13 protein-coding genes are annotated in these 15,419 nt (G+C 56.6%); all 13 read left to right on the top strand.

The genetic code is table 11. The features are described 5' to 3' along the window. Window positions 1–308: 308 nt before the first annotated feature. Window positions 309–2,033 (top strand): acetolactate synthase 3 large subunit, encoded by a 1,725-nt coding sequence (gene ilvI / locus IM304_RS05900; RefSeq protein WP_193354739.1) that lies wholly within the window; start codon window positions 309–311, stop codon window positions 2,031–2,033. Window position 2,034: 1 nt separating this feature from the next. After that, window positions 2,035–2,526 carry an acetolactate synthase small subunit gene (gene ilvN, locus IM304_RS05895; RefSeq protein WP_003856371.1) on the top strand — a complete coding sequence of 164 codons (492 nt, stop codon included), beginning with the start codon at window positions 2,035–2,037 and terminating at the stop codon, window positions 2,524–2,526. A 179-nt stretch (window positions 2,527–2,705) separates the two neighbouring features. After that, on the top strand, window positions 2,706–3,710 hold the full coding sequence (gene cra, locus IM304_RS05890; RefSeq protein WP_013095565.1) for a catabolite repressor/activator: 1,005 nt from the start codon (window positions 2,706–2,708) through the stop codon (window positions 3,708–3,710). Window positions 3,711–4,300: 590 nt separating this feature from the next. After that, the gene (mraZ, locus tag IM304_RS05885) at window positions 4,301–4,759 is read left to right on the top strand and encodes a division/cell wall cluster transcriptional repressor MraZ (protein WP_014830641.1); all 459 of its coding nucleotides are present in this window, start codon (window positions 4,301–4,303) and stop codon (window positions 4,757–4,759) included. A 2-nt stretch (window positions 4,760–4,761) separates the two neighbouring features. Next, window positions 4,762–5,703, top strand: a complete 942-nt coding sequence (gene rsmH / locus IM304_RS05880) for a 16S rRNA (cytosine(1402)-N(4))-methyltransferase RsmH (RefSeq protein WP_013095568.1) — start codon at window positions 4,762–4,764, stop codon at window positions 5,701–5,703. After that, the gene (gene ftsL, locus IM304_RS05875; RefSeq protein WP_148385983.1) at window positions 5,700–6,065 is read left to right on the top strand and encodes a cell division protein FtsL; all 366 of its coding nucleotides are present in this window, start codon (window positions 5,700–5,702) and stop codon (window positions 6,063–6,065) included. The genes rsmH and ftsL overlap by 4 nt, the downstream gene beginning before the upstream one ends. A gap of 15 nt (window positions 6,066–6,080) precedes the next feature. Then, complete coding sequence (locus tag IM304_RS05870) at window positions 6,081–7,847, top strand: peptidoglycan glycosyltransferase FtsI (RefSeq protein ID WP_176608709.1); 1,767 nt, start codon at window positions 6,081–6,083, stop codon at window positions 7,845–7,847. Next, window positions 7,834–9,321 (top strand): UDP-N-acetylmuramoyl-L-alanyl-D-glutamate--2,6-diaminopimelate ligase, encoded by a 1,488-nt coding sequence (gene murE / locus IM304_RS05865; protein WP_193354738.1) that lies wholly within the window; start codon window positions 7,834–7,836, stop codon window positions 9,319–9,321. Before IM304_RS05870 ends, murE begins: the two co-directional genes overlap by 14 nt. Further along, on the top strand, window positions 9,318–10,676 hold the full coding sequence (murF, locus tag IM304_RS05860) for a UDP-N-acetylmuramoyl-tripeptide--D-alanyl-D-alanine ligase (RefSeq protein ID WP_193354737.1): 1,359 nt from the start codon (window positions 9,318–9,320) through the stop codon (window positions 10,674–10,676). The genes murE and murF overlap by 4 nt, the downstream gene beginning before the upstream one ends. Next, entirely contained in the window at window positions 10,670–11,752 is a 1,083-nt protein-coding gene (gene mraY, locus IM304_RS05855; protein ID WP_003856353.1) for a phospho-N-acetylmuramoyl-pentapeptide-transferase, read from the top strand. The genes murF and mraY overlap by 7 nt, the downstream gene beginning before the upstream one ends. Before the next feature lie 2 nt (window positions 11,753–11,754). Next, window positions 11,755–13,071: a UDP-N-acetylmuramoyl-L-alanine--D-glutamate ligase gene (murD, locus tag IM304_RS05850; RefSeq protein ID WP_148420076.1), complete on the top strand. Its 1,317-nt coding sequence runs from the start codon at window positions 11,755–11,757 to the stop codon at window positions 13,069–13,071. Beyond that, complete coding sequence (gene ftsW / locus IM304_RS05845; protein ID WP_148420077.1) at window positions 13,071–14,315, top strand: cell division protein FtsW; 1,245 nt, start codon at window positions 13,071–13,073, stop codon at window positions 14,313–14,315. Before murD ends, ftsW begins: the two co-directional genes overlap by 1 nt. Further along, complete coding sequence (gene murG / locus IM304_RS05840) at window positions 14,312–15,376, top strand: undecaprenyldiphospho-muramoylpentapeptide beta-N-acetylglucosaminyltransferase (RefSeq protein WP_193354736.1); 1,065 nt, start codon at window positions 14,312–14,314, stop codon at window positions 15,374–15,376. Before ftsW ends, murG begins: the two co-directional genes overlap by 4 nt. The last annotated feature ends 43 nt before the right edge of the window (window positions 15,377–15,419 follow it).

Here is a 15,419-nt window from a genome sequence, read left to right as displayed (position 1 = left end):
TCTGATGTCATTTTTTTCAGGAGTTCGAAAAGGCTCAAAAATAGATGATTTCCTGATTCATCCCCTTTTTGAAAAATGAATAATCACCGCCTTCCTTCATTTCAGTTGAATTCACCATATTTGTGCCAGGCAGCTGTTTTTTCTGCTTTTAAGCCTCTTTTCCGCTTCTCGCTTGCTAATTGCCTGCCTCATAACGAGCGGTTAAGGTATCAATCACTCTGCAAATTATAAGACGGGATTACCCTGTCAGAAGACGGCGCGGAAATTGAATTCTGCAACCGTCTATAACAAAAGCCTGGAGGCGAAGCATGGAGATGTTGTCTGGCGCGGAAATGGTCGTCCGATCGCTTATCGATCAGGGCGTGAAGCAGGTGTTCGGCTACCCCGGAGGTGCGGTTCTTGATATTTATGACGCACTGCACACAGTGGGCGGGATTGATCATGTTCTGGTGCGTCATGAACAGGCTGCCGTGCACATGGCTGACGGCCTGGCGCGCGCCACGGGTGAAGTTGGGGTAGTGCTGGTCACTTCCGGCCCGGGGGCGACGAATGCCATTACCGGCATTGCGACTGCCTATATGGACTCCATTCCGCTGGTCATTCTCTCCGGACAGGTTGCGACGTCGCTGATTGGCTACGATGCATTTCAGGAGTGCGACATGGTGGGGATTTCACGCCCGGTCGTGAAGCACAGCTTCCTGGTGAAGCAGACTGAAGACATTCCTGGGGTACTGAAAAAAGCCTTCTGGCTGGCCGCCAGCGGTCGTCCCGGGCCGGTAGTGGTCGATCTGCCGAAAGACATTCTCAACCCGGCGAATAAGCTGCCGTACCTGTGGCCGGAGTCGGTCAGCATGCGCTCTTACAATCCGACGACGCAAGGGCACAAGGGCCAGATTAAGCGCGCGCTGCAAACGCTGTTGGCAGCGAAAAAACCCGTGGTCTACGTCGGGGGCGGCGCCGTTAATGCCGCCTGTGAAACGCAGCTACGCGACCTGATTGAGAAGCTTAATCTTCCTGTAGCGTCATCGCTGATGGGGCTGGGGGCATTTCCGGCTACCCATCGTCAGGCGCTGGGCATGCTGGGCATGCACGGCACCTACGAAGCCAACATGACGATACACAATTCTGATGTGATTTTTGCCGTCGGGGTGCGTTTTGACGATCGCACCACCAATAACCTGGCGAAATACTGTCCGAACGCGACGGTGCTGCACATTGATATCGATCCTACGTCTATCTCCAAAACGGTACCGGCGGATGTGCCGATCGTGGGGGATGCCCGGCAGGTACTGGATCAGATGCTTGATCTTCTGGCGCAAGAGACCGCGACCCAACCGCTGGATGAGATACGCGACTGGTGGCAGCAGATTGAGCAGTGGCGTAGCCGTCAGTGCCTGAACTACGACACCCAAAGTGAGAGCATTAAGCCGCAGGCGGTGATCGAAACGATCTGGCGTCTGACCAACGGCGATGCCTATGTGACCTCAGACGTGGGCCAGCACCAGATGTTTGCTGCGCTGTATTACCCGTTTGATAAACCGCGTCGCTGGATCAACTCAGGCGGGTTGGGCACGATGGGCTTTGGCCTGCCCGCTGCGCTGGGAGTGAAGCTGGCCCTGCCGAACGAAACGGTAATTTGCGTTACGGGGGATGGCAGTATTCAGATGAATATCCAGGAGCTTTCTACCGCGCTGCAATATGAGCTGCCGGTGCTGGTGCTGAACCTGAATAACGGCTATCTCGGCATGGTGAAGCAGTGGCAAGATATGATTTATTCCGGCCGTCACTCTCAGTCTTATATGAAGTCGCTTCCGGACTTCGTCCGTCTGGCTGAAGCCTACGGCCACGTTGGCATGCGGGTAACGGAACCGTCAGAGCTGGAAGCGAAGCTCGCCGAAGCGCTTGCGCACGTTAAAAATAATCGCCTCGTTTTCATGGACGTTATCGTTGACGGCACGGAACACGTTTATCCGATGCATATTCGCGGCGGCGGCATGGATGAAATGTGGTTAAGCAAAACGGAGAGAACCTGATATGCGCCGGATATTATCTGTATTACTGGAAAATGAGTCGGGCGCACTGTCGCGCGTTATTGGCCTTTTTGCCCAGCGCGGCTATAACATTGAAAGCCTGACCGTCGCTCCGACCGATGACCCAACGCTCTCCCGGATGACCATCCAGACCGTTGGCGATGCGAAAGTGCTTGAGCAGATCGAAAAGCAGCTGCACAAGCTGGTGGATGTGTTGCGCGTCAGCGAGCTGGGGCAGGGCGCTTACGTTGAACGTGAAGTTATGCTGGTAAAAATTCAGGCCAGCGGTTACGGCAGGGAAGAGGTCAAACGCAACACGGATATCTTCCGCGGGCAGATTATTGACGTCACCCCTTCTATATATACCGTTCAGCTTGCGGGTACGAGCGATAAGCTGGACGCCTTCCTGGCGTCAGTCCGGGATGTGGCAAAGATTGTTGAAGTTGCGCGCTCTGGCGTGGTTGGCCTGTCGCGCGGCGATAAAATCATGCGTTAGTTGCGCAAAAGGTTCGCCTCTTTCAGCCCGGTCGTTAACGCCGGGCTTTTTTTTGCGTAATCCGCCGATAACGCAGACAAAAGCGGTTGCCGTGAAGGCTATTCTGCGTTTAGATGTTAAAAGATTTAACCATAACCTTGACAGGGCCATGGACTCTTTTCTTTTTTTGAGGGGCAATTGTGAAACTGGATGAAATCGCCCGGCTCGCCGGCGTGTCGAGAACCACGGCCAGCTATGTGATTAACGGTAAAGCAAAGCAGTACCGCGTCAGCGATAAGACCGTTGAAAAAGTGATGGCAGTCGTGCGTGAGCATAATTACCATCCCAATGCTGTCGCCGCAGGTTTACGTGCCGGGCGCACCCGCTCTATCGGCCTGGTGATCCCGGATCTGGAGAATACCAGCTATACCCGCATCGCCAACTATCTGGAACGTCAGGCTCGCCAGCGCGGCTATCAGCTGCTGATCGCCTGCTCTGAGGATCAGCCCGACAACGAGATGCGCTGCATTGAGCATCTGCTGCAACGTCAGGTTGATGCCATTATCGTCTCGACCTCCCTACCGCCGGAGCATCCTTTCTACCAGCGCTGGGCGAACGATCCGTTCCCGATAGTGGCGCTGGACCGGGCGCTCGACCGTGAACACTTCACAAGCGTAGTGGGTGCCGATCAGGATGATGCTGAAATGCTCGCCGCCGAGTTACGAACCTTCCCGGCTGAAACGGTGCTCTATCTCGGTGCGTTACCTGAACTTTCCGTAAGCTTCCTGCGCGAGCAGGGCTTCCGTACCGCCTGGAAAGACGATCCGCGTGAGGTTCATTATCTGTATGCCAACAGCTATGAGCGCGAAGCGGCAGCTCAGCTGTTCGAGAAGTGGCTGGAAACGCACCCGATGCCGCAGGCGTTGTTTACCACCTCGTTTGCTCTGTTGCAGGGGGTGATGGACGTTACGTTACGTCGTGACGGCAAGCTGCCATCCGACCTGGCGATTGCAACCTTCGGCGATAACGAACTGCTCGATTTCCTGCAGTGTCCGGTGCTGGCCGTAGCCCAACGTCACCGCGATGTCGCCGAGCGGGTGCTGGAGATCGTTCTGGCAAGCCTTGATGAACCCCGTAAGCCGAAACCAGGGCTTACGCGTATCAAACGTAATCTCTACCGGCGCGGAATTTTAAGCCGCCATTAATATTTCCTCAGGGGCGGTGAAAACTGCCCCTTTTGCTGCGCGGTTATTGCGAAAATAATTCCCCGATAAAAATTAGGATTTATCTCTACGATTCATAGGCTGCTATTTTTTTGCCTCTATTTCGGCCTTAAAAAGAGCATTTATAAATTTTAACCGGCTTATCTTTGTATTGTTTTGTTACAAACAGGCGCCGGACGATGAATATTCAGCCGTTTTTGATCCCCCCTTCAGGCCGCAATGCTCGCGAACGAATCCATATCGCCTTGCGGTTAATCTGGTGCTGTTATCCCCGGTCAATATGCCTTAAAATGCTGCCCGCGTCGCAAACTGACACTTTATATTTCCCTGCGATGATATTGAGTGAGTCTTAACGCTCGTGTGCATATTCGGTTTTTTTCTTACAAATATTCATAACGTTAATTTTGCCTCGCCAGTTGTGTAGTTATTAACCAGGTCACTCTGCCTCTGTAAATACGGTACTTCCGGGTTCGTATAGAGAGAGTCCTGGCTTGACAAGCTTTTCCCTCGCTCCGTAAACTCCTTCAGGTGGGAATTTGTGGGTTAAAGTGGTGAGGAGGGGTGAGGCTGGCATGTTCCGTGGAGCAACGTTAGTCAATCTCGACAGCAAAGGGCGATTATCGGTACCAACCCGATACCGCGACCAGCTGATCGAGAACGCTTCGGGTCAACTGGTTTGCACCATTGACATCAACTCCCCCTGCCTGCTGCTTTACCCTTTGCCTGAATGGGAAATCATTGAGCAAAAGCTGTCGCGACTGTCGAGCATGAACCCGCAGGAACGTCGCGTGCAGCGACTGTTATTGGGACATGCCAGTGAGTGTCAGATGGATAGCGCAGGGCGATTACTGATTGCGCCCGTGCTGCGGCAACATGCCGGTCTGACCAAAGAAGTGATGCTGGTCGGGCAGTTCAACAAGTTTGAACTGTGGGACGAAACGACCTGGTATCAACAGGTCAAGGAAGATATCGACGCTGAGCAGTCTGATTCCGCAACATTATCGGAACGGCTGCAGGACTTGTCTCTATAAATATGATGGAAAATTATAAACATACAACGGTGCTGCTGGATGAGGCCGTTAACGGCCTGAATATTCGTCCGGACGGCATCTATATTGATGGCACTTTTGGTCGCGGTGGTCACTCGCGTTTAATCCTCTCTCAGCTTGGAGCGGAAGGACGCCTGCTGGCAATTGACCGCGACCCGCAGGCAATTGCCGTTGCGCAAACCATCGATGACCCTCGCTTTTCCATCGTGCATGGACCTTTTTCTGCGCTCGCGGATTACGTTGCTGAGCGCGGCCTGACCGGCAAGATCGACGGGATTCTGCTCGATCTCGGCGTCTCTTCACCACAGCTTGATGATGCTGAACGCGGCTTCTCCTTTATGCGCGATGGCCCGCTGGATATGCGCATGGATCCGACACGCGGCCAGTCTGCCGCTGAGTGGTTACAAACTGCTGACGAAGCGGATATCGCCTGGGTGATCAAAACCTTTGGGGAAGAGCGCTTCGGCAAACGTATTGCCCGCGCCATCGTTGAGCGCAACCGCATTGAGCCAATGACCCGCACCAAAGAGCTGGCTGAAGTGATCGCGGCGGCAACGCCGGTGAAGGATAAGCACAAACATCCCGCGACCCGCACCTTCCAGGCGGTTCGTATCTGGGTAAACAGTGAACTGGAGGAAATAGAGCTGGCGCTAAAAAGCTCGCTCGACGTGCTGGCCCCGGGTGGGCGGTTATCCATCATCAGCTTCCATTCGCTGGAAGACCGCATCGTGAAACGCTTCATGCGTGAACAGAGCCGCGGTCCTCAGGTTCCGGCGGGGCTGCCGATGACGGAAGAACAGCTCAGGAAGCTGGGTGGCCGTCAGTTGCGAGCATTAGGCAAGTTGATGCCGGGCGAAGAAGAGGTGGCAGAGAATCCACGTGCCCGTAGTTCAGTGCTGCGTATTGCAGAGAGGACGAACGCATGATCGGCAGAGTGACAGAGACCCTAAGCAAAGTTAAGGGATCGTTAGGAAGCAACGAGCGCCATGCCTTGCCTGGCGTGATCGGCGACGATCTTTTGCGGTTTGGGAAGCTGCCACTCTGCCTGTTCATTTGCATCATTGTGACGGCAGTCATGGTGGTTACGACCGCTCACCATACCCGTTTATTAACTGCGCAACGTGAACAGATGGTACTGGAACGCGATGCGCTGGATATTGAATGGCGAAACCTGATCCTTGAAGAGAACGCGCTCGGCGATCACAGCCGGGTTGAACGGATCGCAACGGAAAAACTGCAGTTACAGCATGTTGATCCTTCGCAGGAAAATATCGTAGTACAAAAATAAGGGAAAACGCGACGCATGAAAGCAGCGGCAAAAACGCTAAAACCAAAACGCCAGGAAGAACAGGCCAACTTTGTCAGTTGGCGTTTTGCGTTGCTTTGCGGCTGCATTTTACTGGCGCTGGGTTTCCTGCTGGGTCGCGTGGCGTGGCTACAAATCATCGCCCCTGACATGCTGGTGCGCCAGGGGGATATGCGTTCACTGCGCGTACAGGAAGTTTCTACCTCCCGCGGCATGATCACCGATCGTTCTGGCCGTCCGCTGGCGGTGAGCGTGCCGGTGAAGGCGATCTGGGCCGATCCGAAAGAGCTGCACGATGCAGGAGGGATCACCCTTGATAACCGCTGGAAGGCGCTCTCAGACGCGTTGAAAATGCCGCTGGATCAGCTGGCTTCGCGCGTTAACGCCAACCCGAAAGGGCGCTTTATCTATCTGGCGCGTCAGGTCAACCCTGACATGGCCGACTACATAAAAAAACTGAAGCTGCCGGGTATTCATCTTCGTGAGGAATCACGCCGTTACTATCCTTCCGGCGAAGTAACCGCTCACCTCATCGGCTTTACCAACGTGGATAGCCAGGGAATTGAAGGCGTTGAGAAAAGCTTCGATAAGTGGCTAACAGGCCAGCCCGGCGAGCGCATTGTACGTAAAGATCGCTATGGTCGCGTCATTGAAGATATCTCTTCTACTGACAGCCAGGCCGCGCACAACCTGGCCCTGAGTATCGACGAGCGCCTGCAGGCGCTGGTTTACCGTGAGCTGAACAACGCCGTGGCCTTTAACAAGGCGGAATCCGGCAGCGCCGTGCTGGTGGATGTCAGTACCGGCGAAGTGCTGGCGATGGCCAACAGCCCTTCCTATAACCCGAACAACTTTACCGGCACCGCAAAAGACGCGATGCGTAACCGGGCGATCACCGACGTGTTTGAACCCGGCTCCACGGTAAAACCTATGGTGGTGATGACTGCGCTTCAGCGCGGCATCGTCAATGAAAGTACCGTTCTGAATACGATTCCTTACCGCATTAACGGCCATGAAATCAAAGACGTGGCCCGTTACAGCGAACTGACCCTGACCGGGGTCTTACAGAAGTCGAGTAACGTCGGTGTTTCAAAGCTGGCGTTAGCGATGCCGTCCTCAGCGTTAGTAGAAACTTACTCACGTTTTGGGCTGGGAAAGGCGACCAATTTGGGGTTGGTCGGAGAACGCAGTGGCTTATATCCTCAAAAACAACGGTGGTCTGACATAGAGAGGGCCACCTTCTCTTTCGGCTACGGGCTAATGGTAACCCCGTTACAGTTAGCGCGAGTCTACGCAACGATTGGCAGCTATGGCATTTATCGCCCGCTGTCGATTACCAAAGTTGATCCACCGGTTCCTGGCGAGCGTATTTTCCCGGAATCTATCGTTCGTACCGTCGTGCATATGATGGAAAGCGTCGCGCTGCCGGGCGGTGGCGGCGTGAAGGCCGCGATTAAAGGCTATCGTATCGCCATTAAAACCGGTACAGCGAAGAAAGTGGGGCCGGATGGCCGCTATATCAACAAATACATTGCCTATACCGCGGGCGTTGCGCCTGCAAGCAATCCGCGTTTTGCGCTGGTGGTCGTTATCAACGATCCACAGGCGGGTAAATACTACGGCGGCGCCGTTTCCGCGCCTGTGTTCGGGGCTATCATGGGCGGCGTATTGCGCACCATGAACATTGAACCAGATGCGCTGGCGACGGGCGAAAAAAGTGAATTTGTAATTAATCAAGGCGAGGGAACAGGTGGCAGATCGTAATTTGCGCGACCTTCTTGCTCCGTGGGTGCCTATGCTACCTGCGCGAGCACTGCGAGAGATGGTACTGGACAGCCGCGTAGCGGCTGCTGGGGATCTTTTTGTCGCGGTGGTTGGTCATCAGGCGGACGGGCGTCGTTATATCCCGCAGGCGATTGCGCAAGGTGTTGCTGCCATTATTGCTGAGGCTAAAGATGAGGCAACAGACGGTGAGATCCGTGAAATGCACGGCGTACCGGTCATCTATCTCAGCCAGTTGAACGAGCGTCTCTCCGCGCTGGCAGGGCGTTTTTACAACGAACCTTCCGACCAGCTACGGCTGATTGGCGTAACCGGGACCAACGGAAAAACCACCACCACTCAGCTGATGGCGCAGTGGGCGCAGCTGCTGGGTGAAACCGGAGCCGTGATGGGTACCGTAGGTAATGGTCTGCTGGGTAAGGTCAGCCCAACGGAAAATACCACCGGCTCTGCGGTTGACGTGCAGCACGTGCTGGCGGGCCTTGCAGAGCAGGGGGCGACCTTTGCGGCGATGGAAGTATCTTCCCACGGTCTGGTACAGCATCGCGTGGCGGCCCTGAAGTTTGCTGCCTCCGTATTCACTAACCTGAGCCGCGATCACCTCGATTATCACGGTGATATGGAGCACTACGAAGCGGCGAAATGGCTGCTTTATTCCACACACCACCACGGACAGGCGATCATCAACGCCGATGACGAAGTCGGTCGCCGCTGGCTGGAAAAGCTGCCGGATGCGGTGGCGGTGTCGATGGAAGAGCGCATTAACCCGAACTGCCATGGCCGCTGGCTGAAGGCGGTCGAGGTGAACTACCACGACCGCGGCGCGACGATTCGCTTTGCTTCCACCTGGGGCGAAGGTGAAATAGAAAGCCGTCTGATGGGGGCCTTTAACGTCAGCAACCTGCTGCTGGCGCTGGCGACGCTGCTGGCGCTGGGTTATCCAATGGCGGATCTGCTGAAAACCGCTGAGCGCCTGCAGCCGGTCTGTGGCCGTATGGAAGTGTTCAGCGCGCCGGGCAAGCCGACGGTGGTGGTGGATTATGCCCACACGCCGGATGCGCTGGAAAAAGCGCTGGAAGCGGCGCGTCTGCACTGCGCCGGAAAGCTCTGGTGCGTGTTTGGCTGCGGCGGCGATCGCGATAAGGGCAAACGTCCGCTGATGGGCGCGATTGCCGAGCAGTTTGCGGATATTCCGGTCGTGACCGATGACAACCCGCGCACCGAAGAGCCTCGTGCCATTATCAACGACATACTGGCGGGAATGCTGGATGCAGGCCGCGCTCGCGTGGTGGAAGGCCGTGCGGAAGCCGTGACTAACGCCATTATGCAGGCGCAGGAAAACGATGTGGTGCTACTGGCGGGTAAAGGTCATGAAGATTATCAGATAGTTGGCAATCGTCGTCTGGATTATTCCGACCGCGTGACGGCAGCGCGTCTGCTGGGGGTAGTGGCATGATTAGCATTACGTTAAGCCAGGCCGCTGCGGTATTGCAGGGGGCGCTGGATGGTACCGATCTGACCGTTGACGCCGTGACCACGGACACCCGTAAAGTGACGGCGGGCTGCCTGTTTGTGGCGCTGAAGGGCGAGCGTTTTGACGCCCACGATTTTGCGCAGCAGGCCAAAGAGAACGGCGCGGGCGCGCTGCTGGTCAGCCGCAAGCTTGATATCGATCTGCCGCAGGTTGTCGTTAAAGATACGCGCCTGGCGTTCGGCGAACTGGCAGCATGGGTTCGCCAGCAGGTACCGACCCGCGTAGTGGCGCTCACCGGCTCATCGGGCAAAACCTCCGTTAAAGAGATGACGGCGGCGATCCTTAGCCAGTGCGGTAACACCCTCTATACGGCGGGCAACCTCAATAACGATATCGGCGTGCCGATGACCTTACTCCGCCTGACCAACGAGCATGAATATGCGGTGATTGAGTTAGGGGCAAACCATCAGGGCGAAATCGCCTGGACCGTGAGCCTGACTCGCCCGGAAGCGGCGCTGGTGAATAACCTGGCGGCTGCGCACCTCGAAGGTTTCGGCTCGCTGGAAGGCGTGGCGAAAGCGAAAGGCGAGATCTATACCGGCCTGCCGGATGACGGCATCGCCATTATGAATGCCGATAACAACGACTGGCTGAACTGGCAGAGCATCATTGGTTCACGCAAAACCTGGCGCTTCTCACCGAATGCGGCAAACAGCGATTTTTCGGCGACCAATATTCACGTGACGTCACGTGGCACCGAGTTCACCCTCGTAACCCCAACTGGCGGTATTGACGTGCTGCTGCCGTTGCCGGGTCGCCATAACATCGCCAATGCGCTTGCTGCGGCAGCGCTCTCAATGGCGGTTGGTGCACCGCACGATGCCATTAAAAACGGGCTTGCGAACCTGAAGGCCGTGCCGGGGCGTCTGTTCCCAATCCCGCTGGCGGAAAACAAGCTGCTGCTGGACGACTCGTACAACGCCAACGTCGGCTCGATGACCGCGGCCGTGCAGGTGCTTTCAGAAATGCCGGGCTATCGGGTGATGGTTGTGGGCGACATGGCCGAGCTGGGTGATGAAAGCGAAGCCTGCCATATTCAGGTTGGCGAAGCGGCGAAAGCTGCCGGGCTTGACCGGGTATTGAGCGCGGGCACGCTGAGCAAGGCCATCTCTGATGCCAGTGAAGTTGGCGAACATTATGCCGATAAAGCTTCACTGATCGAACGCCTCAAGGCATTGATTGCAGAAAAACAGATTGTGACTGTGTTAGTTAAAGGTTCACGTAGTGCCGCCATGGAAGAGGTTGTGCACGCTTTACAGGAGAACGGGACATGTTAGTTTGGCTGGCCGAACATTTGGTCAAATATTATTCAGGCTTTAACGTCTTTTCCTACCTGACGTTTCGCGCCATCGTCAGCCTGCTGACCGCGCTGTTCATCTCGCTGTGGATGGGCCCGCGCATGATCGCCCGTCTGCAAAAACTCTCTTTCGGCCAGGTTGTACGCAACGACGGTCCGGAATCACATTTCAGCAAGCGCGGAACGCCGACGATGGGTGGGATCATGATCCTGACGGCAATCGTGGTGTCCGTACTCCTGTGGGCTTATCCGTCTAACCCGTACGTCTGGTGCGTACTGACGGTTCTGGTTGGCTACGGGATCATCGGTTTTGTCGATGATTATCGCAAGGTCGTGCGTAAAGATACGAAGGGCCTGATTGCCCGCTGGAAGTATTTCTGGATGTCGGTGATTGCGCTGGGCGTGGCCTTCGCGCTGTATCTGGCAGGAAAAGATACGCCAGCCACCGAGCTGGTGGTGCCGTTCTTCAAGGACGTGATGCCGCAGCTGGGGCTGTTCTACATACTGCTGGCCTATTTTGTCATTGTCGGCACCGGTAACGCCGTTAACCTGACGGATGGTCTTGACGGCCTGGCCATCATGCCAACCGTCTTTGTCGCGGGTGGATTCGCGCTGGTGGCGTGGGCGACCGGTAACATGAACTTTGCTAACTACCTGCACATTCCTTATCTGCGTCACGCGGGTGAGCTGGTGATCGTCTGTACGGCGATTGTCGGCGCGGGTCTGGGCTTCCTGTGGTTTAACACCTATCCGGCGCAGGTCTTTATGGGCGACGTCGGCTCGCTGGCGCTGGGTGGCGCGCTGGGCATTATTGCCGTGCTGCTGCGTCAGGAGTTCCTGCTGGTGATCATGGGTGGCGTGTTTGTGGTTGAGACCCTGTCAGTGATTTTGCAGGTCGGTTCCTTCAAGCTGCGCGGACAGCGCATCTTCCGAATGGCGCCGATTCACCATCACTATGAACTGAAAGGCTGGCCGGAGCCGCGCGTTATTGTGCGCTTCTGGATTATTTCGCTGATGCTGGTGCTGATTGGCCTGGCAACGCTGAAGGTACGTTAATCATGGCAGATTACCAGGGCAAAAAAGTCGTTATCATCGGGTTAGGCCTCACCGGCCTCTCCTGCGTAGACTTTTTCCTTGCGCGCGGCGTGACGCCGCGCGTGGTGGATACGCGCGTCTCTCCGCCAGGTCTGGACAAGCTGCCGGAGCAGGTTGAACGCCACCTGGGTGGTCTGAATGATGACTGGCTGCTGGCCGCCGATTTGATTGTTGCCAGCCCCGGTATGGCGCTGGCGCATCCTTCGCTGAGCGCTGCGGCAGAGGCTGGCGTCGAGATTGTTGGCGATATCGAACTGTTTTGCCGGGAAGCGCAGGCGCCGATCGTGGCGATTACCGGGTCGAACGGTAAAAGCACCGTCACCACCCTGGTGGGGGAGATGGCGAAAGCGGCGGGTAAAAACGTTGGCGTGGGCGGTAACATCGGGCTGCCTGCCCTGATGCTGCTGGATAAAGGGTGCGAGCTGTACGTGCTGGAACTTTCCAGCTTTCAGCTGGAAACCACCTCCAGCCTGCATGCCGCGGCGGCGACGATCCTCAACGTTACCGAAGATCATATGGACCGATATCCGTTTGGCTTGCAGCAGTATCGCGCGGCCAAGCTGCGGGTTTATGAAAACGCCAGCGTCTGCGTGGTGAACGCTGATGATGCGCTCACCATGCCGGTGCGCGGCGCTGACGATCGCTGCATCAGCTTTGGCATTAACATGGGCGATTACCACCTGAACCGCCAGCAGGGCGAAACCTGGCTGCGTGTTAAAGGCGAGAAGGTGTTGAACGTGAAAGAGATGCTGCTTTCTGGCCAGCATAACTACACCAATGCTCTGGCGGCGCTGGCGCTGGCGGATGCCGTTGGGCTGCCACGTTCTTCAAGCCTGAAAGCGCTGACCACCTTTACCGGGCTGGCGCACCGTTTCCAGCTGGCGCTGGAGCACAACGGCGTGCGCTGGATTAACGATTCCAAGGCTACCAACGTGGGCAGTACCGAAGCGGCGCTGAACGGACTTCACGTTGACGGCACGCTGCACCTGCTGCTGGGCGGTGACGGCAAATCGGCCGACTTTTCCTCGCTGAAGCAGTATCTCAATGGCGATAACGTGCGCCTGTACTGCTTTGGCCGCGATGGTGGCGAGCTTGCTGCGCTGCGTCCTGAGGTTGCCGAGCAAACCGAGACCATGGAGCAGGCGATGCGCCTCATTGCCCCGCGCGTGAAGCCCGGCGATATGGTGCTGCTCTCGCCTGCCTGCGCCAGCCTCGATCAGTTTAAGAATTTCGAACAGCGGGGCGATCTCTTTACCCGCCTGGCGAAGGAGTTAGGCTGATGCGTTTATCTCTCCCTCGCCTGAAAATGCCGCGCCTGCCGGGATTTGGTATCCTGGTATGGCTGTTTGCGGCGCTTAAGGGCTGGGTGATGGCTTCGCGGGATAAAGATTCCGACAGCCTGATCATGTACGACCGCACGCTGTTCTGGCTTACGCTGGGGCTGGCGGCCATCGGTTTTGTCATGGTGACCTCGGCGTCAATGCCTGTCGGACAGCGTCTGGCTAACGATCCGTTCCTGTTTGCCAAGCGCGACGGGCTGTACATCATTCTTGCGTTCTGCCTGGCGATGATCACCTTACGTCTGCCAATGTCGTTCTGGCAGCGGTACAGTACCGCGATGCTCATTGCGTCGATCGTCATGCTGCTGATCGTTCTGGTTGTCGGGAGTTCCGTTAACGGGGCATCGCGCTGGATCGCCTTCGGTCCGCTGCGTATCCAGCCTGCGGAATTTACCAAGCTTTCCCTGTTCTGCTACCTCGCTAACTACCTGGTGCGTAAAGTTGATGAGGTACGTAACAACCTGCGCGGCTTCTTAAAACCGATGGGCGTGATTCTGGTGCTGGCAATTTTGCTGCTGGCGCAGCCTGACCTTGGTACGGTGGTGGTGCTGTTTGTCACTACGCTGGCGATGCTGTTCCTGGCGGGGGCGAAGCTGTGGCAGTTCATCGCCATTATCGGGATGGGGATTTCCGCGGTTGTGCTGCTGATCCTTGCCGAGCCATACCGTATCCGCCGCGTGACCTCCTTCTGGAACCCGTGGGAAGATCCGTTCGGCAGCGGCTATCAGCTGACGCAGTCGCTGATGGCGTTTGGCCGTGGCGAAGTCTGGGGACAGGGCCTGGGCAACTCGGTGCAAAAACTCGAGTATTTACCCGAGGCTCATACCGACTTCATCTTCTCCATTATTGGGGAAGAACTGGGTTATATCGGTGTGGTATTGGCGCTATTAATGGTATTCTTCGTCGCTTTCCGCGCCATGTCCATTGGCCGGAAAGCGCTGGAGATCGATCACCGCTTCTCCGGTTTCCTGGCCTGCTCAATTGGTATCTGGTTTAGCTTCCAGGCGCTGGTCAACGTTGGGGCCGCAGCGGGTATGCTGCCGACCAAGGGCCTGACGCTGCCGTTGATCAGTTATGGTGGTTCGAGTCTGCTGATCATGTCGACGGCCATCATGTTTTTGTTACGCATAGATTATGAGACGCGTCTGGAAAAAGCCCAGGCGTTTACACGAGGTTCACGATGAATCAACCGAAGCGGTTAATGGTGATGGCAGGCGGTACCGGTGGGCATGTATTCCCGGGGCTGGCGGTTGCGCACCATTTAATGGATCAGGGCTGGCAGGTACGCTGGCTGGGAACCGCGGACCGCATGGAAGCCGACCTGGTGCCAAAACACGGTATCGAGATCGACTTTATTCGCATTTCCGGCCTGCGCGGAAAAGGTATCAAAGCGCTGCTGTTGGCGCCGGTGCGCATTTTTAACGCCTGGCGTCAGGCGCGCGCCATCATGAAACGCTTCAGGCCAGACGTCGTTCTGGGCATGGGCGGTTACGTTTCTGGCCCCGGCGGGCTGGCGGCGTGGTCACTGGGTATTCCCGTTGTTCTGCATGAGCAGAACGGCATCGCCGGTTTGACCAACAAATGGCTGGCAAAAATTGCCACCAAAGTGATGCAGGCATTTCCGGGTGCTTTCTCCAACGCGGACGTTGTGGGTAACCCGGTGCGCGTCGACGTGCTGTCGCTGCCGCTGCCTGAGAGCCGCATGACGGGGCGTGATGGTCCGGTTCGCGTGCTGGTAGTGGGCGGTTCCCAGGGGGCTCGTATCTTAAATCAGACGATGCCGCAGGTTGCCGCAAAGCTGGGTGAGGCCGTTACCATCTGGCACCAGAGCGGGAAGGGCGCTCAGCAGACCGTTGAGCACGCGTATGCGCAGGAAGGGCAGCCGCAGCATAAAGTCACTGAATTTATTGACGACATGGCCGCAGCCTATGCGTGGGCCGATGTCGTGGTCTGTCGCTCGGGCGCGCTGACGGTGAGCGAAATCGCCGCCGCCGGTTTGCCTGCACTGTTCGTGCCGTTCCAGCACAAAGACAGACAGCAGTACTGGAATGCGCTGCCGCTTGAGAAAGCGGGCGCCGCGAAGATTTTTGAGCAGCCACAATTTACCGCCGAGGCGGTCGCCACCACCCTGGCGGGCTGGAATCGGAACGTATTGCTGGAGATGGCGCAACGCGCACGCGCGACCGCTATCCCGGATGCAACCGAACGGGTGGCAAAAGAAGTGAGCCTGGCAGCCCGGGCATAATTCTCGCAGCGCGTGTTGCGCTGCACGATTTTTTTGAAGTAGT

This window comes from Enterobacter cloacae complex sp. P40C2 (assembly GCF_014930695.1).
Lineage (GTDB): Bacteria > Pseudomonadota > Gammaproteobacteria > Enterobacterales > Enterobacteriaceae > Enterobacter > Enterobacter pasteurii.
This window is presented reverse-complemented; position numbering and strand designations above follow the sequence as displayed.

Excerpts from the sequence above, each read along its gene's own strand:
- ilvI (WP_193354739.1), top strand. The coding sequence starts at position 309 with ATGGAGATGTTGTCTGGCGCGGAAATGGTCGTCCGATCGCTTATCGAT.
- ilvN (WP_003856371.1), top strand. The coding sequence starts at position 2,035 with ATGCGCCGGATATTATCTGTATTACTGGAAAATGAGTCGGGCGCACTG.
- mraZ (WP_014830641.1), top strand. The coding sequence starts at position 4,301 with ATGTTCCGTGGAGCAACGTTAGTCAATCTCGACAGCAAAGGGCGATTA.
- rsmH (WP_013095568.1), top strand. The coding sequence starts at position 4,762 with ATGATGGAAAATTATAAACATACAACGGTGCTGCTGGATGAGGCCGTT.
- ftsL (WP_148385983.1), top strand. The coding sequence starts at position 5,700 with ATGATCGGCAGAGTGACAGAGACCCTAAGCAAAGTTAAGGGATCGTTA.
- IM304_RS05870 (WP_176608709.1), top strand. The coding sequence starts at position 6,081 with ATGAAAGCAGCGGCAAAAACGCTAAAACCAAAACGCCAGGAAGAACAG.
- murF (WP_193354737.1), top strand. The coding sequence starts at position 9,318 with ATGATTAGCATTACGTTAAGCCAGGCCGCTGCGGTATTGCAGGGGGCG.
- mraY (WP_003856353.1), top strand. The coding sequence starts at position 10,670 with ATGTTAGTTTGGCTGGCCGAACATTTGGTCAAATATTATTCAGGCTTT.
- murD (WP_148420076.1), top strand. The coding sequence starts at position 11,755 with ATGGCAGATTACCAGGGCAAAAAAGTCGTTATCATCGGGTTAGGCCTC.
- ftsW (WP_148420077.1), top strand. The coding sequence starts at position 13,071 with ATGCGTTTATCTCTCCCTCGCCTGAAAATGCCGCGCCTGCCGGGATTT.
- murG (WP_193354736.1), top strand. The coding sequence starts at position 14,312 with ATGAATCAACCGAAGCGGTTAATGGTGATGGCAGGCGGTACCGGTGGG.